This window comes from Allomuricauda sp. NFXS6 (assembly GCF_040148835.1).
Lineage (GTDB): Bacteria > Bacteroidota > Bacteroidia > Flavobacteriales > Flavobacteriaceae > Flagellimonas.
Genome location: NZ_JAGEMG010000014.1, coordinates 40817 through 61312, shown reverse-complemented (window position 1 = coordinate 61312; position 20496 = coordinate 40817). Strand labels below are relative to the sequence as shown.

Below are 20496 nucleotides of genomic sequence, written 5' to 3'. Positions count from 1 at the left end.
ATGACTTAAGCTATTTCCAAGGAAAGTAGTGTAAGCCAGATTTAATTTAATCCATTAGTGCGTTTGCATTTCAATTAAGTTAACTGTTGGTGTAAGGACAGCAGAGAATATCATTTTTAAAGAGTCTTCATCCGAGGCATTGGACAATCTTGAATAAACCAATATGAATCCAATATGCACGTGTACAGTAATAGATGGGAAGACACTTTGAGGTGGGTTGGGTGGAAAAACATCTGGGATTCAGAAAAAATGTAAACTGAACTTCAAATTTGTTCCGAGCTCAAAAAAATTCAATGAATTTTTAATGGGGTTGCCCTTATGGGTTATGTATATGGTCCAATGAAACAGGTAGTTCATAAATCTCCAATGAAAAATAAGGCAGGGCAGCGAGCAAATGATCAAAAATATCCGCCATGACATATTCGTAGTTTTCCCATCTTTTATCAGAACTAAAAGCATATACTTCTAAAGGTATCCCTTGCGAAGTGGGCTGTAATTGTCGAACCATCAAGGTCATGTCCTTATTGATCGCTGAATGGCTTTCCAGATAATTGGTCACATATTTTCGGAACACCCCAAAATTGGTCAAGTTTCTTCCGTTCACCAATAATTCCTTGTTGATGTTGTTCTCTTTGTTATAAGTTCTAATTTGCTCATTTCTAGTTCCGATATAAGCTTCCACCAACTGAATTTTTTTGAGTTTTTCGATTTCCTCTTCTGTTAAAAACCGAATACTTTTTTGCCTGATGATCAACGACCGTTTGATTCTTCTGCCCCCAGAGTCCTGCATACTGCGCCAATTTTTAAACGAATCGGAAATCAGTGCATAGGTGGGTATTGTGGTGGTGGTCTTATCAAAATTCTGGACTTTCACCGTAGCCAAACTTATTTCTACCACATCCCCATCAGCTCCATATTTTTCAAAAGAAATCCAATCCCCGATCCGTACCATATCGTTGATGGTGACCTGTATACTGGCCACAAAACCCAAAATAGAATCTTTGAATATCAACAGAACCACCGCCGATGCGGCTCCCAGGGCAGTAAAAAATTTCCAGACCGTGGTATCGGTAACAATGGCAAAAATGGTGAGTATACCAATGATCCATGCAAAAATCATGAATACCTGAACATAACTGTTAATTGGTTTATCCCTAAATTTTGCAAGTGTTTTCAGATATCCGTTGAGGCTTTGAAAAGACTTTCTAAAAATGATCAATGTCAAAAGGACAAATAGGATTTTCAGTGTTTTCATTGCTATACCCTCGGCATAGTCAAAATCTGCAAAAGCCACGGGCACGAACTCCAACAAAATAGTTAACGGTACTATATGAGCAACATATCGTGGAACGCGATGGGCCACCAAAAAATTATCAAAATTGTTCTTGGATTTACGGGCCAATCTAACCGAAAGCCATCTCAAGATTTTCCAAATAAGGATATCCAAAAACAGAACAAGTATCAAAACAACGATCAACAATACAAACAGGTTAATGTATGCTGCCAAGTCTTCGCCCATGCCTGTTTCCAACAAATAGTTGTAAAGTAAACGACCCAAGTTCTTGTCCATAGTTTCCATCGATAGAAATATGCACAAAATTACAGCTTCTATTCCACCTTCCAATAGATGTATATCATCATTTTATTTGATGAGCTATTGTTGTTCGGCTTGATGCAGATTTATCAGTAGGAATCAAAGACATAATATGAAGTATAAAAAGCAGTGAAAACCCTGTCCTTTTGTCCAAAAAAATTATATTTGCACACCTAAAAATTCCAAAGGCCCACGTGGTGGAATTGGTAGACACGCTACCTTGAGGGGGTAGTGTTCGAAAGGACGTGCTGGTTCGACTCCAGTCGTGGGCACAAAGGAAAAACCGCAAGAGATTGCGGTTTTTTTGTTTTAAACACCCCGTGAAGATTCCTCAATCCTTTTCCCAAAAAGCTGACATTATCAGGAAAGAATCCAAATTTTACCATAAAAAGCTAGGATGCCATTGATTTAATCGTAAATTTGTTTAACGTTTAAATTGAAAAGATGAACAACGTAAAAACTTCTTTTAGTATTCGAGATATGGAGAACCTTTCTGGTATAAAGGCCCATACCATTCGAATTTGGGAAAAAAGATATAATTTGTTCAGTCCTGAACGAACGGACACGAATATTCGTACGTACAATCTAGAAAGCCTGCAAAAACTATTGAACGTTACGCTGTTATATAATAATGGGTATAAAATTTCCAAGATCGCCAAATTAGGGGATGCAAAAATACCAGCATTGGTCAACGAGATAATCTCGGAGAAAAGCGAAAAGAGCCATGCACTCAATTCACTAAAACTGGCAATGCTCAACTTTGACCAATCCCTCTTTCTTAAGACCTATAATGAGCTTATGGAAGAGAAATCGTTCACCCAAATCTTCAACGAGGTGTTTTTACCCCTTTTGAGCGAGCTCGGGTTATTGTGGCAAACCAATACCATAAGCCCGGCCCACGAGCATTTTATTTCCAACTTGATCAAACAAAAAATATATATCCATACCGAAAAGCTTCAATTTGATGCACCTACAAAAAACGATAAGGTCTACGTGCTTTTCTTGCCGGAAAATGAAATTCACGAACTAGGTCTTTTATACGTCAATTACCAACTGGCATTGCACGGTTATAAAACCATTTATCTGGGACAAACAATGCCTGTGGAAAGCCTTGAAGACCTTCTAAAATATTATCATAACATTAGATTTGTCTCCTATTTTACGGTTGCTCCCACCAAAGATGACCTTGATGATTATTTTGTAAGGTTCAACGAGTTATTGAATAAATCACCTCAATCCGAGCTTTATGTTATGGGGCATCAAATACAAGAACTTGACGACGAGATTTCTCACGGTCCCATCAAACTATTTAAATCCATTAACCAACTGATAGATTCGCTTTAAATCCCAAATGAAAAAAGTTATTGTTATTGGTTCCGGTTTTTCATCGCTTTCCGCTTCCTGTTATTTGGCCAAGGCAGGCTTTGAGGTGGAAATGTTCGAAAAAAATGATACCGTTGGCGGTAGGGCAAGACAATTAAAAAAAGAAGGGTTTACTTTTGATATTGGCCCAAGCTGGTATTGGATGCCCGATATTTTTGACAAGTTTTTTGCCGATTTCGATAAAAAAACTTCCGACTATTACCTCTTGGACAAACTAAACCCCGCATATAAAATTTTTTTCGAGGACGATGTTATCACCATAGGTGATTGTATGGATAAAATTTGTCTGGAATTCGAACGAATCGAATCAGGCAGCAGCGAACACCTAAAGCAATTTATAAGCGAAGCCCAAGAGAATTACAATATTGCCATCAATAAAGTGGTATTGCGACCCGGGCTCTCCCCTTTGGAGCTTGTCACCAAGGAAACCGTACTCAAAGTGGACCAATTCTTCAAAACCATAAGTCAGCAAGTACGCAAACGTTTCAAGAATCCCAAGTTGGTATCCACATTGGAATTCCCCGTGCTTTTTTTGGGAGCCAAACCCAGCAATACACCATCTTTCTATAATTTTATGAATTTTGCCGACTTTGGCTTGGGGACATGGCATCCCAAAGGCGGTATGTACGAAATCATCAAAGCAATGAAAGGGGTGGCCGAAGAATTGGGTGTCACCATACACACCAATAGCCCAGCAACCCATATTTTGGTTTCGGACGGAGAAGTATTGGGCATAAGAAGCAAAGGAAAAAATCATCTCGGGGACTATGTGGTGAGCGGTGCGGATTACCATCACTCCGAAACATTGCTCGATAAAAAATATAGGCAATACTCCGAAGAATATTGGGATAAGAAAACCTATGCCCCATCTTCCTTGCTATTTTACATCGGTTTTGACAAGAAATTAAATAATATCGAACACCACAATTTGTTCTTTGATACGGATTTTGAAAAACACGCCGAAGAAATCTATGACAATCCGCAATGGCCCAGCAATCCGTTGTTCTACGCCAACTTTCCATCGGTAACCGATACTTCGATGGCCCCAGAAGGCAAAGAAACAGGTTTTTTCTTGGTGCCCATTGCCCCCGGATTGGAAGATACACAACAGCTCCGTGACCAATATTTTGATATTGTCATGGACCGATTTGAAAATTTAACTGGACAAACTGTAAAAAATTCAGTAATTTTTAAGGAAAGTTTCTGTGTAAACGATTTTGTGGAGCAGTACAATTCCTATAAAGGAAATGCCTATGGCTTGGCAAACACGTTGCGCCAGACCGCTTTTTTGCGACCTAACCTCAAAAGTAGCAAGGTAAAAAGCTTGTTCTTTACCGGTCAGCTGACCGTACCCGGCCCAGGGGTTCCACCTTCCCTGATTTCCGGTAAACTGGTGGCTGATTTAATTATTAAAGAAGTTAAAAGATGAAAACTATTTTTGACGATGTATCTTATACTTGCAGCAAGGTCGTAACTCAATCCTACAGCACCTCTTTTTCGCTGGCCACCAAGATGCTGGCGCCGTCCATCCGCTCCGATATATACAATATTTACGGTTTTGTCCGTTTTGCAGACGAAATTGTGGATACTTTTCACGATTACGACAAGAATCAACTGTTCGATGCTTTTGAGAAGGATATGGAACAGGCCATTGACGACAAAATCAGCCTAAACCCTATTTTGAATTCATTTCAACATACGTATCACAAATATGATATTCCACACCATTTGGTAGAGTCCTTTATGAAAAGTATGCGGATGGACCTTACCAAGAAAAATTATGAGACTTTTGATGAATACCGGGAGTACATCTATGGCTCCGCCGACGTTGTTGGACTGATGTGCCTATGTGTATTTGTTCAAGGAGACAAAGAAAAATATGAGGAGTTGAAAGAATCCGCAATGGCTTTGGGTTCCGCTTTTCAGAAAGTTAACTTTTTACGCGATTTAAAAGCAGATTACGAACATTTGAACAGAACCTATTTCCCCAATACAAATCTGATGGAACTTGACGAAGCGTCCAAAAAACGTATCGTTAAAGAAATAAAGGCAGATTTCGCTCTCGGGTATTCTGGTATTGTTAAGTTGCCGGAGCAAGCTAAGTTTGGAGTCTATACGGCCTATAAGTATTACAAAAAATTGCTTCAAAAACTTCAAGGAACACCTCCTTTGGAAATCAAAAATACTAGAATTCGTGTCCCCAATTATCAAAAATTCGGGCTTTTGGCACAATCATATGTAAATTATAAACTACAATTGGTACAATGAAAGTAGCACTTTGGATATTGATATTTTTAGCAACCTTTTGCTTTATGGAATTTATGGCGTGGTTTACCCATAAATATGTGATGCACGGTTTTCTGTGGAGTCTGCATAAAGATCACCACAAAAAAGATCATGATTCGTGGTTTGAGCGAAACGATGCTTTCTTTATTTTCTATGCTGTTGTGAGTATGGCGCTATTTTACCTGGGCAGCTATACTTCTTTTTGGTATGGGTGGCCGTTAGGATTTGGCATATTGGCTTATGGGATTGCTTATTTTACGGTACATGACATCTTTATTCACCAACGCTTCAAAATATTTAGGAATGCCAATAATTGGTACGCTCGAGGTGTTCGCAGGGCACATAAAATCCATCACAAACATTTGGGCAAGGAAGATGGAGAGTGTTTTGGGATGTTGGTGGTTCCCTTTAAATATTTTAAGAAGAAATAAGCTATTGGGAAATAAGCTCGTCCAACAGGCTACGGGTTTTGTCGGAATTCCAATTGGCAGCACCTGTTTTGTCCACTACAATGTTACCTTTCTTATCCAAAATGTAAGTTACCGGAATACTACGGCTCTCGAGTTCTTGGGGCATGCCCGAAGCTTGGAAGTAAACCGGTAGTTCATATCCTTTTTTCTTTAGAAATGCCCGTACTTTTTCTTTTTCATCATTGGCAACGAAGGCAAAGGTGACTTTATCCTTATAATCCGAGTACAATTCAATAAATCCGGGGAGCTCGGCAACACATGGCGGACACCAGGTAGCCCATACATTGATCAACACCACTTCACCTTTTTTGGATTGAAGATTGGTTTGTTTACCTTCTAGATCAACAAGGTTCCAGTTGTAATTTTTTAAAGTGGTTTGTTCGTCCTCATCAACGGTACTTGGACTAATTACTGTGGCCACAATCTTATTGACCCACACCCTAGGATAAAAACCCACGGGGGTAAACACTATTAGGATAATGGCCACTATCCATATAAGGTTACTGATTTGTTCCTTGGTTATCTTCATTCTGCTATTAACCGATCTAAAAGCTTATAAACTTTGTTGGTGCTCCAATCTGAAATGCCTTCTTCGTGAACGACAATGTTACCGGATTTATCAATCAAATAGGAAGAGGGCACCTTAGCTGTTTCTATGGGCATTTTTTCACCTATAATCAAATATGTAACCGGAAATGTAAACTCATGTTCTGCGATAAAGGCTTTAACAGGTTCCTGTTCCTCATTGGTTATGATATAGAAATCGACCTTGCCTTTATATTTGTCGTACAATTCCTGAATACTTGCAAGCTCTGCTTCCGAGGGCAAGCGCCAGGAAGCCCAAAGGTTGATAAAAATTACATTGCCCTTAGATTCTTCAAAATTGAAAAAGTTCCATTCTTCGTCTTTAAGTTTCCAATCATAATCCGTGATTTTTTGTTGCTCTCCTTTTTCGATGATTTCGGGAGAAAACGCAAAGGCCCTGTTCAACCAAATTTTACCGTAGTACCCTATCGGGGTCACAAAAAATGATAGTATAAAAAGAATCAATACTACATTGAGAATGGTCTTTTTACTAATCTTCATTGAAAATTATTTATCGAAAGATGAATGTCTATTATTTGCGATAATGCTGACAACGTCACCCTGAACTCGTTTCAGGGTCACATAAACATACTTAAATTTAGTAGGATGAGATGCTGAAACAAGTTCAGCATGACACCAAACACACAATTATTACTCATTTTATACAGACAATCAATATCAAAAATTAAAAACTCCTGACATCTTAAACAACATCAGGAGTTTTTTACTGATTATTTTAAATACAATTAAGCATTCTGTTTCTTGATCAAGTTCAAGGCCGAACCTTCATTGAACCACTTGATCTGTGCATCGTTGTAAGAATGGTTTGTAATGATGGTATCCTTACTTCCATCGGTATGCACCACTTCAAGGGTCAAAGGTTTGTCCGGAGCAAACTCTGCTGCATCCACAATGTTGAACGTATCGTCTTCCTGAATCAAATCGTAATCATCCTCATTTTCGAAAGTCAGCGCCAACATCCCTTGTTTTTTCAGGTTGGTCTCGTGAATCCTTGCAAAAGATTTTACTAGTACAACGGCAACACCCAAGTGTCTTGGCTGCATGGCCGCATGCTCTCTAGATGAACCTTCACCGTAATTGTGGTCTCCCACAACAACTGTCATAATACCTTCTTTCTTGTACTCACGTTGCGTATCAGGAACACCTCCGTATTCACCGGTCAACTGGTTTTTTACAAAGTTGGTCTTTTGGTTGAATGCATTTACAGCACCGATCAAGGTATTATTGGCAATATTGTCCAAATGTCCTCTAAAACGCAACCATGGCCCGGCCATGGAAATGTGGTCGGTCGTACACTTACCAAAGGCTTTGATCAACAATTTCATACCTTGAAGGTCACTTGCTTTGATAGGCACAAAAGGCTCCAATAATTGCAAACGCTCAGAGTCCGCAGCTACCTTCACCTCTACTCCGGTACCATCCTCAAGTGGGTCTTCGTATCCGTTCTCTTTAACTTCAAAGCCTTTTGGTGGCAGTTCCCATCCTGTTGGCTCGTCCAACATTACTTCCTCGCCATCTTCGTTGATCAATTTATCCGTCAAAGGGTTAAAGTCCAAACGGCCAGCAATTGCGATTGCAGCGGTCATTTCTGGCGAAGCTACGAACGCATGTGTGTTCGGATTACCATCGGCTCGCTTGGCGAAGTTTCGGTTAAAGGAATGAACAATACTATTTTTTGGAGCGTTCTTCGGGTCTTTATAACGTGCCCATTGACCTATACATGGTCCGCAGGCGTTGGTAAAGATCGTAGCGTCCAATTTTTCGAATATCTCCAAGATTCCATCACGTTCCGTGGTATATCTTACTTGCTCGGAACCTGGGTTGATACCAAATTCAGCTTTTGTCTTCAATTTTTTGTCCAAAGCTTGTTGTGCAATGGACGATGCTCTCGACAAATCTTCATAGGAAGAGTTGGTACAGGAACCTATCAATCCCCACTCCACAGCCAAAGGCCAATCGTTTTTCTCGGCTTTTTCTCTCATTGTCCCTACTTCCGTAGCCAAATCAGGGGTAAAAGGACCGTTCAACAAAGGCTTTAGTTCCGACAAGTTGATTTCGATCACTTGATCAAAATATTGCTCTGGGTTGGCGTACACTTCCGGGTCGGCGGTCAAATGCTCTCTTACTTTGTTGGCTTCATCAGCAACATCAGACCTATCTGTTGCCCTAAGGTATCTCTCCATAGATTCGTCATAACCAAAGGTTGACGTGGTCGCTCCTATTTCAGCCCCCATGTTACAGATGGTTCCTTTACCGGTACATGACATGGAAGTGGCTCCTGGGCCAAAATATTCAACAATGGCTCCGGTTCCTCCTTTTACGGTAAGAATTTCGGCCACTTTTAAAATAACATCTTTTGGGGCCGTCCAACCGGATAGTTTACCGGTCAACTTAACACCGATTAGCTTTGGGAATTTAAGTTCCCAAGCCATTCCCGCCATTACATCCACAGCATCTGCTCCACCAACACCAATGGCCACCATTCCCAATCCACCTGCGTTTACGGTGTGGGAATCCGTTCCTATCATCATTCCTCCAGGGAAGGCATAATTTTCCAAGACAACTTGGTGAATAATACCGGCACCCGGCTTCCAAAACCCAATCCCGTATTTATTTGATACGGAGCCCAAGAAGTCAAAAACCTCTTTACTGGTCTCATTGGCGTGCTTTAGATCGGATGCGGCACCGTCCTTGGCTTGAATCAAGTGATCACAGTGAACTGTTGTTGGCACGGCCACTTTATCTTTTCCGGCCTGCATAAACTGTAGCAAAGCCATCTGTGCCGTTGCATCTTGACAGGCTATCCTGTCCGGAGCAAAATCCACGTAATCCTTGCCTCTTACGTATGCTTTTTCTGTTTTACCGTCCCACAAGTGAGAGTATAAGATTTTTTCGGAAAGTGTTAGTGGCTTACCTACCAGTTCACGGGCTTTTTCCACGCGTTCCCCTATGGAAGCGTAGACACCCTTAATCATGTCTATATCAAATGCCATTATACAATTGAGTTTTTTAAGATTTTCGTAATTCGGTAAATTTACTAAATCGTAAAGTAATTTGGAATTAGAATCGCACTAAATAAGTGTTAGCTTTCTTATTTTCTACAATAATTCCGTGATAATTTTTTCTTCATTGATGCCTTCTGCCTCAGCTTTGTAGTTTTTTAATATCCTGTGGCGAAGTATTCCCAAGGAAACCGCTTTGACATCCTCTATGTCAGGAGAGAACTTTCCGTGTACCGCGGCGTGCGCCTTTGCGGCCAAAATCAAGTTTTGGGATGCCCTTGGTCCAGCCCCCCAATCAATATAGTTTTTTACGTAATCGGATGCTCCTTCTTGCCCTGGTCTTGTTTTGTTCACCAACCTAACCGCATAATCCACAACATTGTCCGGTACAGGTATTCTTCTGATTAAATGTTGCACTTCGATGATTTCATCGGCATTGAAGAGTGTGTTTATCTGCACCTCATCATCGGTTGTGGTGGATTTCACCACTTGGATTTCTTCTTCTATGGACGGGTATTTTAGTTCTATGGCAAACATAAAACGATCCAATTGTGCTTCCGGCAAAGGATAGGTTCCTTCTTGTTCAATCGGGTTTTGGGTGGCCAATACAAAATAAGGACGCTTTAATTTGTGTTGCTTTCCTGCAATGGTCACCGCTCTTTCCTGCATGGCTTCCAGCAAAGCGGCTTGTGTTTTTGGGGGTGTTCTGTTGATTTCATCCGCCAATATGATATTGCCGAAAACCGGCCCCATGATGAATTTAAAATTGCGGTTTTGATCCAGCACCTCGCTTCCCAAAATATCGCTGGGCATTAAATCGGGGGTAAACTGGATTCTTTTAAAATCCAATCCCAAAGTTTGCGCAATGGTATTGACCATTAAGGTTTTTGCCAAACCCGGCACACCGATCAATAGGGAATGCCCCCCTGTGTATATGGATAGTAGTATTTGATCGATCACCGTTTCTTGGCCTATAATGACCTTGGCAATCTCTTTTTTTAGTTCTTGGTGTTTTTTAACAAGGTTTTCTACAGCAACTACATCCGACATACAATTATTCCTTTACCCAGTTGTTTGCAAAATCGCAGCCTCTACTTTCTGAATCTACATGGATATAGGTGTCATCAATATGTTCCTCCATCCATTCTTTTATGGCTTTGAACTGCTTTTCTCTTAGCGCTAATTCTTGGATTTTCATATAGTCCTTGGCGAAATCAGCTTCATGCTCATCGTACCGATTGGAAATTTTCATGATTTTGAACTTGGGAGGTCCACCTCTTTGATCATCTTCTCGAATAGGTCGGGATATCTCACCATCCTTGAGATTCCTTACTTGATTATAAAGCGTAGGATCCATTTTGGTCAACTCAAAACGGGAATCGAAATTTATGGGGTTACGAAGCAATCCACCGTCAAATTTGGTCTCCTTTTCATCGGAGAAGTTCATTGCTGCTTCGGCGAAGGTATATTTTCCATCCAAAACGTGCTTACGGATGGTATCCAGTTCTTGGGTCGCTTTATCAATGGCACTTTGAGGAATTTCTGGAATCATTAGTATATGGCGTAAATCCAATTCCTGACCCCTGATTTTTTCAATATAAATGATATGATATCCAAAACTGGTTTCGAATGGCTCAGAAATCTCGCCCTCCCTGAGGCTAAAGGCCACATCCTTAAATTCCTTTACAAAGGGGGTTTCTTTGGTCATACTATAGAATCCGCCTTTGGATTTTGAACCTGGATCTTGCGAGTACAAAATGGCTTTAACATTAAAACTCGCATCGTTCTCCAATACATCTTGGCGAATTTCCTTTAACTGGTTGATTACCTTTTGCTTTTCCTCTTCCGGGGCTTCGGGCTGCTTTACAATCTGCGCGATTTCCAGTTCCGCACCAAAAACAGGTCTTTCATCCTCAGGGATTCTATAAAAGAACTGACGAACCTCTTCTGGGGTCACCTCAATTTCTTCCACGATCTTTCCCTGCATTTTTTCGGATAGCATGCGCAACTTGTTGATTTCAAAAAGCTCTTCACGGAAACTTTCCATATCGGGCTTTTTATAATAACTGAGCATCTTTTCCACACTACCGATTTGCTGCGTCAATTGCTGGATCTGTCTGTCACTTTGGGCGTTCACCATATCGTCGGAAACCAACAAACTATCCTGCACCGCTTGGTGTGCATACAATCTGTCCTCCATTAACTTGCCCAAAAGGCCGCAACGGGTTACATCCTCGGTAGATGCGCCTTGGTTTTGAAGATCGATCAACGTTTTGTCTATATCCGATTCCAAGATCACATAATCACCCACTACCGCGGCAATACCATCGAGCTTTACTTTTTTGGTGTTGCTGGTGGAGTCGTTAACACTCATTGCTTGATCTGCTTCCTGTGCCTGTACCGTTCCCAGCATCGCAAAAAATGCCATGAACAGCACTTTAATTTTCTTTATCATAAACCTCAAATTCGTTCTTCTTAATAGCTTCATCTATAATTTCGGTTTCCAGTCTTTTTACGTAGTTCAAACGTCGTCTGTTCAAAATCAATTGCCGAATATCCGGCTCCACATAATCAAAAGGTGCTGTTTCATTGACTTCCAACACATTGGTCACCCAGCCCAAATATACTTCTAACGAGTCTTGTAACTCAAAAAATTGTGATTTTTTTAAGTGGGTTTCTTCATTTGCCTGTGTTAAAGGGGGAATTTCCTCTATCACTCTCGATGCACTTACCCAAAGGGAATCTTTAAAATGTATTTTTTTGAACTGTACCGCTATGGAATCCAGGTATCTTCTGTCCGAATCGTCCCAGTTTTTGATTCTGGTCTCCACGCCATCCCTATCCAAAAACTGTTGGGACATGCCCACAAATCTCAGCTGCACCAATTTTTCGTTGAGTTTGAAGTTCTCTTTTTCACGCTCGTAAAATTCCTGGAGCTGGTTTTTGGTAACGGCAGTATCTTGGGATTGATTCACCAAAGCCTCGATGTAGGCCCTTGTATATAGGTCTGCACGGTAGTCCGACACCAAACGGTCAAACTCCTCCAACTTTTCTTCGGGCAGATTTATTTTTGATTTGGACAACAGCAATTGCTTCGATGCCCAATTGTTGATGTAATTGGCAACAAAAACGGTGCTGTCCTCCGCTGTCATATCATCCCTGATCAGGGAGGCAATGTCCTCTTTGTACAAAAAAGTATCGTCCACCCTTGCCAATGGTTCCTTTTCCTCAACCTTGTTGAACAATCCCTCGCACGAAACAAACAGGACCGAAGCCAAAATGCAAAGAGGGAAAAGCGTATTTTTTTGGTGCTTAAGCATTTCGCAAAAATAACAATTACAAAATGCCCTACAAGAAGGTTCTAATTTCATTAACAGATTTTTTAGTTGAAATTAGATGCGAAGAAATTGCTACATTAGTGCAAAACCAATCCAAACATGAAGTACACTACGGAAATTGTTGTTGATGTGCCTAGGGAGGAATTCATCAAAAAAATGGACAATGCCGAAAATATGAAGCATTGGCAAAAAGGTCTTATCGGGTATGAACAATTGTCCACCACCCCAGGAGAAGAAGGCTCGCGAATGAGCCTTAGCTATGAAATGGGAAAACGTAAAATGGATATGGTCGAGACCATCATCAAAAAAAACCTCCCCGAAGAACTGCACATGACCTACGATACCAAAGGTGTGCACAACATTCAAAAAAACTTTTTTAAAGCTGAAGGGGACAAAACCCGTTGGGTATCCGAATCGGAATTCCAATTTTCGGGATTTACCATGAAACTCATGGGCCTTTTAATGCCTGGCGCATTTAAAAAACAATCCTTGAAATACATGCAGGACTTCAAGGCATTTGCCGAAAAGGGTGAATCTGTACTTAACTCATAAATACCATGGAGAAACTTTTGGATAGAAAAATCAAGATTATTTGGGATTTTAGGGGACCAAACGCGGCACATACTGCCAAACACTACCTAAAACATTTAAAAGAATTTGTGGAAGTGGAGGAATTAAAATACGACCTTGGGGGCGTAGATCATTTTAGCCCTACACACAGCATTGCCTATCTGGTAGTTGCCGAATTTGAATTGAAAGAGGTGCGTGACATCCTAAAACCTCACAGGGGACAGGTGTACAACCAAGAAATTTAAGTTTGTACCGATGTGGCAAAGGTTTGCTCTTATCGGTCTATTGGTTTTAGCTGCATCTTGCTCGGAAAATACTCCTGCGGAACCTTTGGAAAAAGTTTTGTCTTCGCAAAACCCGAAGATTAAAAACGTGATGGAAAATCTTGAAGAACACGAGATTCAAATCCGATACACTCAAATTGATAGAAGGAACGATAGTATCATTTTCACGGATTACGATTTCCAAGTAGATGAAAACAACTATTTCTACCCTGCCAGTACCGTAAAATTTCCTGCTGCAGTAGCAGCTTTGGAAAAACTCAATGCCATTGATTCACTTTCCATAAACACACCCTTTTTTGTGGAAGGCGATTCCGTAAAAACAACCTTTGGCAAGGCCATTTCAGAAATCTTTGCCGTATCCGACAATGCGGCCAACAATCGTTTGATAGAGTTTTTGGGTCAGGATGACTTGAACAAAAGAATGCAAGAACGTGGTGTTTCACCCATACGTATCGCCCACAGATTATCCACCGACAATGCAGACGACGTTACCACAAAACCTCTTGTTTTCTACCTCAACGATTCCACGATTTCCTTAAGCCAGCCTATTATAAACTCTCCCATCAAACCACTTGATTTAAATGGAATACAGAAAGGCAAAGGATTTATTGCCGATGAAAACTACCAAGAAGGGCCTTTTAATTTCAGTTTAAAGAATTATTACCCCATCACCGCCCAAAACGCTTTATTGAAGCGTATTATTTTTCCAGAAGCCTTTCCCAAGGAACAACGTTTTAACATCAGTGATCATCAACGTGACTATTTGTTGACCGCCATGCATACGCTTCCATCGGATATTGGGTATGATGAGAACGAGTTCTACGACAGTTATGTGAAATTTTTTATGTTCGGAGACAACACGGAACCTATGCCGGAACACATCAAAATATACAATAAGGTAGGATATGCCTATGGAACCCTTACGGATTGCGCCTATATCCAGGACACCAAAAACAACGTGGAATTTATGCTTACTGCTACTATTTTGGTGAACGACAACCATATTTTCAATGACAACACCTATGAATACGAGGAAATCGGCATCCCCTTTTTAGCACAATTGGGAAGAGAGCTTTATGAAATTGAACTAAGGCGTTGAAAAGAATTGTACCCAAATTAAAAAAGCACCGCAAAGCGGTGCTTTTCAACATCAAAACGAACAACGCTCAATTAGTTGGGCATTACAACGTCCTCGATAATATGGATTACTCCATTGGAGGCAACGACATCTGTTTTGGAAATTTTACTCCAATTTCCCTTGGTATCTTTTAAATAAATACCGTCGTCCTTTTTCATAGCAGTTAATTTCCCACCGTTCAAGGTTGTAAGTTCTGCTTTTCCATTTCCTTGGGTCAATGCAGTTGCTACGTCGGTAGCCATTAATTTGCCCGACACCACGTGATAGGTTAAGATAGCCGCTAGTTTTTCCTTGTTTTCTGGTTGTAATAGTGCGTTCAAGGTTTCAGAATCAATTTTGGCAAACCCGGAATTTACAGGTGCAAATACCGTAAAAGGCCCATCCCCTTTCAAGGCGCCTACCAAATCTGCGGCTTTTAAAGCAGTGACCAAAGTTGAGAAGTCATCTACCGAAACGGCGATATCCACAATGTCCTGGGATTTTTGGGCACTGGTGTATTGGGTTGAAAATAATAAAGCACAAGTGGCTAAAGCAAAGATTAATTTTTTCATTTTTTCTGATTTAAATGTTTAATGATTATTGTTTTTAAAGCGCTTTCTATTATTATTTACACACGGTTTGGGCAAATGGATGAAGACCGAAGTTTTTTATCATATCTTTAACACTAGCAATGAAGAACAGTTTTGAAGACCATGAGGTAATTGGGCGTTTAAGAACGGGTGATGATACTGCCCTCTACCAGTTATACGATAAATATTCAGGGGCCCTGTTTGGGGTGATTCTCCGTATGTGCCGCGACAAAACCAAAGCAGAAGACCTCCTCCAGGAAACTTTTGTGAAAATTTGGAAGAATATCGAAGGTTACGATGCGTCCAAAGGGAGATTTTACACTTGGGCCTATCGCATAGCACGCAACACAACCTTAAATTCCCTGCGCACCAAGGACAAGCTCATCCAAACGGATGATTTAAGTGTATATGATACTAAAGAGGCTAATGAGGAGGCTCCTGATTATACAGAACTGAAAGGCTCCATAAAATCCTTGGAACCTCATCACCAAAAAGCTATTGCATTGGTATATTATAGTGGTTATACCCATAAAGAGGCGCACAAGGCTATGGGAGTTCCGCTGGGCACCTTTAAGTCCTACATTAGGCAAGCACTAAAACAATTACGCGAAACGTACACTGATAAGTTGCTTTATATTTGGGTCGTTTTAGAATTAATGGCATGATGGAAAAGAAAAAGATATTGGAAGAAGGACTTCTAGAGCTTTATCTGACCGGAGAGCTTTCGGAAGAATTGACCACCGCTGTGGAAGAAGCCCTTGAGCAAGATGAATCGCTCAAGGAGCATTTTGATGCGTTGGAGGCAGATTTTGAAAGATTGGGTATGGAACAGGCCATAACTCCGCCCATTGCCGTAAAAACACGTTTGAAGAATACCATGGGTAAAACGCAATCCACAAGAAACTGGGTTCCCCTATCAATCGCAGCAGGCTTTGCATTGATTTTTGGTCTGAGTACCTTTTGGTTATATGTGCAATGGCAAAATGCCGAAAGCAACCTGAACACACTTCAATTGCAAACCAGCCAATTGCAGCAACAGGTGGACGAACTAGAATCAGAGTTCAGACTCACCTCCAATCGTTTGGAGAACATCAATAATCCCGATGTGGTTCCTTTGGTACTCTATGGAAACCAAAAAGCACCCAACGGGAAGGCCGTAGCCTACATCAACCATAAAAGTCAGCTGGTATTTGTCAACCCTAAAGGGTTGCCCAAATTGCCCGAGGACAAAACATATCAAATGTGGAGCGATGTAAATGGGGAAATGATTAATATGGGCATTGTACCCACCGATAAAGCATTGATTTCTTTAAAATATATCAAAAATGCCGAATCGCTGAACCTGACCATAGAACCTGTCGGTGGGAGCGAGCACCCTACGGTCGAGGAACTTGTTTCCAATGTTATCATCTAAGCCAAAAGCAGAAATGGGACATCGCCTTGGAGAATCAAATTCTTTAACGGCAACATCCCACCTCACGGACTAGAATCCATAAAAATCAAGAAACCTCATCCAACCATTTCAGGTTGTACATTCCAATTTTCATTGGCCAAGAGCACTTGATCAAAATCAATACCTTCAATAGGCTTTAAGGTTTGACTGACTGCGTCCCACTCTATTTTTCTGCCCAATTTCCATGACAATCCGGCCATGTGGGCGGAGATGGCTTCATCGAAACCCTCTTTGATACCACAACTCACATTACCACCATTTTTGATAACGCTCAACCACTCCCGCATGTGCAAAAAGGTGGAATCTACACGGACACCATCAATATAGGTCCACATCAAACCTTTATCTGCAAAATATTGAGAAGTGGCCGAAGAAACTGCGTCAGTGGAACCTGCAGCTGGGTCATATTGATAGATGGGCACATTGGGCTTCATTCTCCCATCTTCCAACATATCGGTATATCGCGTAGAAGCTCCATCGGGCCAAACCGTCAATCTGTTGCCCAGCTCCATGGTAGCATCGTGACCCATTAAAATGGTAGGTCTGTTGAATCCGTTGCCCAAAGTGGCACTGTAGCAAAAGGTCATTCCCTTCTCTTTGCCTTGGGTTTGACTGCTTCCCGTACTGAAATCGGGAAATTCCATGTTCACTTGGATCACATCGGGAACGTTTCTGCCATCTTTATGGGTGTAAATTCCACCAGATGCACTTACCGAAGTAGGGATTCCCATATTGAGAACACAGTTCAAACGATCGTAGTCGTGTGTCAATAAATCCCCAGAAAGTCCGGAACCATAGGCCCACCATTTACGCCATCTGAAAAAATGGTTTTTATTGAACGGCACCTTGGGTGCAGAACCGAGGAATTGCTCCCAATCAATGGTTTCGGGACTGGCTTTCGCGTGGATATCGTAGTTCCAGGCACCGTTGTCATCGTTCCGATTGGTATTTGTTTGTATCAAAGATACATGACCCAAAGTTCCCTTTTCCACAATATCGCGGGCTGTGCCAAAACTCAAGGTTTGTCGATGCTGGTGACCTACGGCAAAGACCGCATCGGATTTCTCTGCAGCCTCGCGTAAGGCATAGGTCTCACCAACGGTATGCGTCATGGGTTTTTCCACATAGACATGTACATTATTGTTGAGAGCTTCAATGGACATGGGTGCATGCCAGTGGTCTGGCGTGGCAATTACCACGGCATCCACATCGCCGCTTTGAATCATGTCCTTGTAGGTCAAATATCTTTTTATTTGATTATCGTCCGTAGAAAATGAATTGATAAATTGTTCAGCCCGTACATCGAACACATCGCAAATACCCACTAGTTTTACATTAAGTGGTTCTTGTGCTTCAAAATCTTCCAATCGTTTATTATTTGGGTCTTCTTCGGCGGCCAAACGCATTTCTTCTTTCCATTCGTCGGTTGCAAAGCCCAAAGCTCTGGTCAATTGTTCACCACGAATACCAAAACCAATCACTCCGATTCTCACAGGATTTCCCCCGATACCTGGAACCGCAGATGGCAATGATGGTTTTATATTGAGCTGCTCCAATATTTCCGAGCGTTTGTTTCGTGACCCAACTGCAGTTGCGGCGCCAGCCCACCAAACCGCTCCGAGTATGGGCAGGCCTCCCAATCCTATTAAAAGGTCTCTTCTAGTCCATTTCATTGTTCCTGAGTTTTAAGTTTGTTCTTCCTAAGATAATCCAGTCCAAAATACGCGCCCGTAGGTAGTTGATAGATTACGATGCATGCCACCAGTTCAATCAAGTTTTTGTTGATCAACCAGTAATTTCCTTCCACGTTCATTTGGGTCAAGCCCGGAAAAGGTGGATGGGCCAGAAAATAGAGTGCCAACAGGCCAACACCCACAATGGACCCGATTCTTTCAAAAATTCCCAACGTAAAGGTTACTCCCACCACCATAAGGGCTATAATGTTCAAAGTATCCACCCAGCCAATGGTTGCATCACCGATCAGCATCGTAAAAAACCCTTCAAATGGTCCTTGCGCGGTGGCCAAATACCCGAACGATGTCCACTCGGGATTGTACATTTTCACCACTCCTTCAAATAAAAAGTGCCACCCTATAAAAATGCGAAGCAGGGTAACACTTGCTTTCAGTTTATTTTGATTTTGGTTCATAGTTGTTATAGTTAATTGTAAATATTCCTTGTCCTAGTATGCGATTCAAATCAAGATTTGGGAAAAGGCATATCAAAACCATTGATTTTGAATTACTAAAAGTACCTACAACCAACACCAAATACCATGACGAATGTCAGTTTTAATAGTTCAAAAGAAAGGAAATAGAGGTCTTGTTAGGATAGAAATAAAGTTGAGCTCATCTTTTAAAGCAAAGCAACATAATGTTAAGATGCACTTGTTTAGCGTGCGCTGAACAACGCAAGAGCATCGTAAAGATGCTAGATTGTATAAAAAAAGAAGTGCTTTCTGCTAAACTTTTAAGCCGGTTCCCCAAACAAATCGTAGTCCGAAGCATCCGTAATTTTGATGTTCACAAAATCCCCGATTTTCACGTAGTGTTTGGTGGCATCGATAAGCACTTCGTTGTCCACGTCGGGTGAATCGAATTCGGTACGGCCCACAAAATGGTTTCCTTCTTTTCTATCGATGATACAACGGAAGGTTTCCCCGATTTTTTCTTGGTTCAATTCCCAAGAAATTTGGGACTGGATTTCCATGATGCTATTGGCCCTTTCCTGTTTCACCTCTTCGGGAACATCATCTTCCAGATTATAGGCGTGCGTGTTCTCCTCGTGACTGTATGTAAAACAGCCCAAGCGTTCAAAGCGCATTTCCTGCACCCATTGTTTTAGGGTTTCAAAATCCTCTTCGGTTTCACCGGGATAACCCACAATCAATGTGGTTCTAATAGCCATTTTGGGTACGGCTTGCCTAAAGTCTTTAAGTAACTTGGTCGTCTTGGCCTGTGTGGTGCCACGGCGCATACTTTTTAGTATGGCATCCGCTATGTGCTGAAGCGGGATATCGATATAGTTACAGATTTTAGGCTCGTTGCGCATCACTTCCAAAACATCCATCGGGAAACCTGTAGGGAATGCATAGTGCAAACGAATCCATTCAATCCCTTCGACTTTGGCCAATGCCCGAAGCAATTCGGCCAAGTTTCTTTTCTTATAAAGGTCAAGACCGTAATAGGTAAGGTCTTGTGCAATCAAAATCAATTCTTTGACCCCGTTTGCGGCCAACTTTTCAGCTTCGGCCACCAAATCTTCAATGGGAGTACTCTTATGTTTTCCGCGCATCAATGGAATTGCACAGAACGAGCAAGGTCTATCACAACCTTCTGCAATTTTAAGATAGGCGTAGTTTTTAGGGGTTGTCGTCAAACGCTCGCCAATCAACTCGTGCTTATAATCGGCACCCAATGCTTTCAACAAATTGGGAAGGTCACTAGTACCAAAATACTTATCTACATTGGGAATCTCTTTCTCCAAATCCGGTTTGTAACGCTCGCTCAAACAACCCGTCACAAAAACCTTATCCACATCGCCAGCTTCTTTGCGCTGCACATAGTCCAAAATGGTATTGACACTTTCCTCTTTTGCATTGGCAATAAATCCGCAGGTATTGATTACCACAACGTTGCCTTCCTCTTCATGAGCCACCTCTTTATTGTTGGCACGTAATTGTCCCATCAACACTTCGGAATCGTAGACGTTTTTGCTACAACCCAAGGTCACCACATTGATTTTATTTTTTTTGAGCGATTTTGTGCGCATAGTTCCTTAAAATGGAGTGCAAAAATACAATA

20 protein-coding genes and 1 tRNA gene are annotated in these 20496 nt (G+C 41.3%); 10 read left to right on the top strand and 11 right to left on the bottom strand.

The window, feature by feature from the left end; all coding sequences use genetic code 11:
• Positions 1-316 precede the first annotated feature (316 nt).
• Complete coding sequence (locus J4E06_RS16860) at positions 317-1570, bottom strand: mechanosensitive ion channel family protein (RefSeq protein ID WP_349525169.1); 1254 nt, start codon at positions 1568-1570, stop codon at positions 317-319.
• Between the two features lie 212 nt (positions 1571-1782).
• Here J4E06_RS16860 and J4E06_RS16855 point away from each other — a divergent pair.
• The 5 genes from J4E06_RS16855 (at position 1783) to J4E06_RS16835 (ending at position 5694) form a co-directional block, all read left to right on the top strand.
• Positions 1783-1866: transfer RNA gene (locus J4E06_RS16855), tRNA-Leu, on the top strand.
• A 172-nt stretch (positions 1867-2038) separates the two neighbouring features.
• Entirely contained in the window at positions 2039-2938 is a 900-nt protein-coding gene (locus tag J4E06_RS16850; RefSeq protein ID WP_349525168.1) for a MerR family transcriptional regulator, read from the top strand.
• Between the two features lie 7 nt (positions 2939-2945).
• Positions 2946-4406 (top strand): bifunctional phytoene desaturase/3,4-desaturase, encoded by a 1461-nt coding sequence (gene crtID / locus J4E06_RS16845; protein WP_349525167.1) that lies wholly within the window; start codon positions 2946-2948, stop codon positions 4404-4406.
• Entirely contained in the window at positions 4403-5245 is an 843-nt protein-coding gene (locus J4E06_RS16840) for a phytoene/squalene synthase family protein (RefSeq protein WP_349525166.1), read from the top strand. The genes crtID and J4E06_RS16840 overlap by 4 nt, the downstream gene beginning before the upstream one ends.
• Complete coding sequence (locus J4E06_RS16835; RefSeq protein ID WP_349525165.1) at positions 5242-5694, top strand: sterol desaturase family protein; 453 nt, start codon at positions 5242-5244, stop codon at positions 5692-5694. The genes J4E06_RS16840 and J4E06_RS16835 overlap by 4 nt, the downstream gene beginning before the upstream one ends.
• 1 nt (position 5695) lies before the next feature.
• Here J4E06_RS16835 and J4E06_RS16830 read toward each other — a convergent pair whose 3' ends face one another.
• The 6 genes from J4E06_RS16830 to J4E06_RS16805 all read right to left on the bottom strand — a co-directional run bounded on the left by J4E06_RS16830 (position 5696) and on the right by J4E06_RS16805 (position 12661).
• Positions 5696-6262, bottom strand: coding sequence for a TlpA family protein disulfide reductase (locus J4E06_RS16830; RefSeq protein WP_349525164.1), 567 nt, complete (start codon positions 6260-6262; stop codon positions 5696-5698).
• Positions 6259-6819 (bottom strand): TlpA family protein disulfide reductase, encoded by a 561-nt coding sequence (locus J4E06_RS16825; protein ID WP_349525163.1) that lies wholly within the window; start codon positions 6817-6819, stop codon positions 6259-6261. Before J4E06_RS16825 ends, J4E06_RS16830 begins: the two co-directional genes overlap by 4 nt.
• A gap of 245 nt (positions 6820-7064) precedes the next feature.
• Entirely contained in the window at positions 7065-9332 is a 2268-nt protein-coding gene (locus J4E06_RS16820; RefSeq protein ID WP_349525162.1) for an aconitate hydratase, read from the bottom strand.
• Positions 9333-9437: 105 nt separating this feature from the next.
• Positions 9438-10391 carry an AAA family ATPase gene (locus J4E06_RS16815; protein ID WP_349525161.1) on the bottom strand — a complete coding sequence of 318 codons (954 nt, stop codon included), beginning with the start codon at positions 10389-10391 and terminating at the stop codon, positions 9438-9440.
• A gap of 4 nt (positions 10392-10395) precedes the next feature.
• On the bottom strand, positions 10396-11796 hold the full coding sequence (locus tag J4E06_RS16810) for a peptidylprolyl isomerase (protein WP_349525160.1): 1401 nt from the start codon (positions 11794-11796) through the stop codon (positions 10396-10398).
• Positions 11780-12661 (bottom strand): peptidyl-prolyl cis-trans isomerase, encoded by an 882-nt coding sequence (locus J4E06_RS16805; RefSeq protein ID WP_349525159.1) that lies wholly within the window; start codon positions 12659-12661, stop codon positions 11780-11782. Before J4E06_RS16805 ends, J4E06_RS16810 begins: the two co-directional genes overlap by 17 nt.
• A 117-nt stretch (positions 12662-12778) precedes the next feature.
• Between J4E06_RS16805 and J4E06_RS16800 the strand changes: the two genes are divergently transcribed.
• Genes J4E06_RS16800 through J4E06_RS16790 form a run of 3 tightly spaced genes read left to right on the top strand, consistent with a single transcriptional unit; the run spans position 12779 to position 14632 of the window.
• Positions 12779-13231, top strand: coding sequence for an SRPBCC family protein (locus J4E06_RS16800; RefSeq protein ID WP_349525158.1), 453 nt, complete (start codon positions 12779-12781; stop codon positions 13229-13231).
• 5 nt (positions 13232-13236) lie between these two features.
• A complete protein-coding gene (locus tag J4E06_RS16795; RefSeq protein ID WP_349525157.1) occupies positions 13237-13494 on the top strand; it encodes a hypothetical protein in 258 nt (85 codons plus the stop codon).
• Positions 13495-13504: 10 nt separating this feature from the next.
• On the top strand, positions 13505-14632 hold the full coding sequence (locus J4E06_RS16790; RefSeq protein WP_349525156.1) for a serine hydrolase: 1128 nt from the start codon (positions 13505-13507) through the stop codon (positions 14630-14632).
• Between the two features lie 71 nt (positions 14633-14703).
• On the opposite strand, the gene J4E06_RS16785 is transcribed toward J4E06_RS16790, so the two are convergent.
• Positions 14704-15222 carry a fasciclin domain-containing protein gene (locus J4E06_RS16785; protein WP_349525155.1) on the bottom strand — a complete coding sequence of 173 codons (519 nt, stop codon included), beginning with the start codon at positions 15220-15222 and terminating at the stop codon, positions 14704-14706.
• Between the two features lie 119 nt (positions 15223-15341).
• Here J4E06_RS16785 and J4E06_RS16780 point away from each other — a divergent pair, with 119 nt between their 5' ends.
• Together J4E06_RS16780 and J4E06_RS16775 are read left to right on the top strand one after the other, a co-directional pair.
• Positions 15342-15905, top strand: coding sequence for an RNA polymerase sigma factor (locus J4E06_RS16780; protein WP_349525154.1), 564 nt, complete (start codon positions 15342-15344; stop codon positions 15903-15905).
• Positions 15902-16654, top strand: a complete 753-nt coding sequence (locus J4E06_RS16775; protein WP_349525153.1) for an anti-sigma factor domain-containing protein — start codon at positions 15902-15904, stop codon at positions 16652-16654. Before J4E06_RS16780 ends, J4E06_RS16775 begins: the two co-directional genes overlap by 4 nt.
• A gap of 95 nt (positions 16655-16749) precedes the next feature.
• On the opposite strand, the gene J4E06_RS16770 is transcribed toward J4E06_RS16775, so the two are convergent.
• The 3 genes from J4E06_RS16770 to rimO all read right to left on the bottom strand — a co-directional run bounded on the left by J4E06_RS16770 (position 16750) and on the right by rimO (position 20464).
• The gene (locus J4E06_RS16770; protein WP_349525152.1) at positions 16750-18366 is read right to left on the bottom strand and encodes a Gfo/Idh/MocA family protein; all 1617 of its coding nucleotides are present in this window, start codon (positions 18364-18366) and stop codon (positions 16750-16752) included.
• Positions 18363-18842 (bottom strand): DoxX family protein, encoded by a 480-nt coding sequence (locus J4E06_RS16765; protein WP_349525151.1) that lies wholly within the window; start codon positions 18840-18842, stop codon positions 18363-18365. The genes J4E06_RS16770 and J4E06_RS16765 overlap by 4 nt, the downstream gene beginning before the upstream one ends.
• Before the next feature lie 320 nt (positions 18843-19162).
• Entirely contained in the window at positions 19163-20464 is a 1302-nt protein-coding gene (gene rimO / locus J4E06_RS16760) for a 30S ribosomal protein S12 methylthiotransferase RimO (protein WP_349525150.1), read from the bottom strand.
• Positions 20465-20496: the final 32 nt, after the last annotated feature.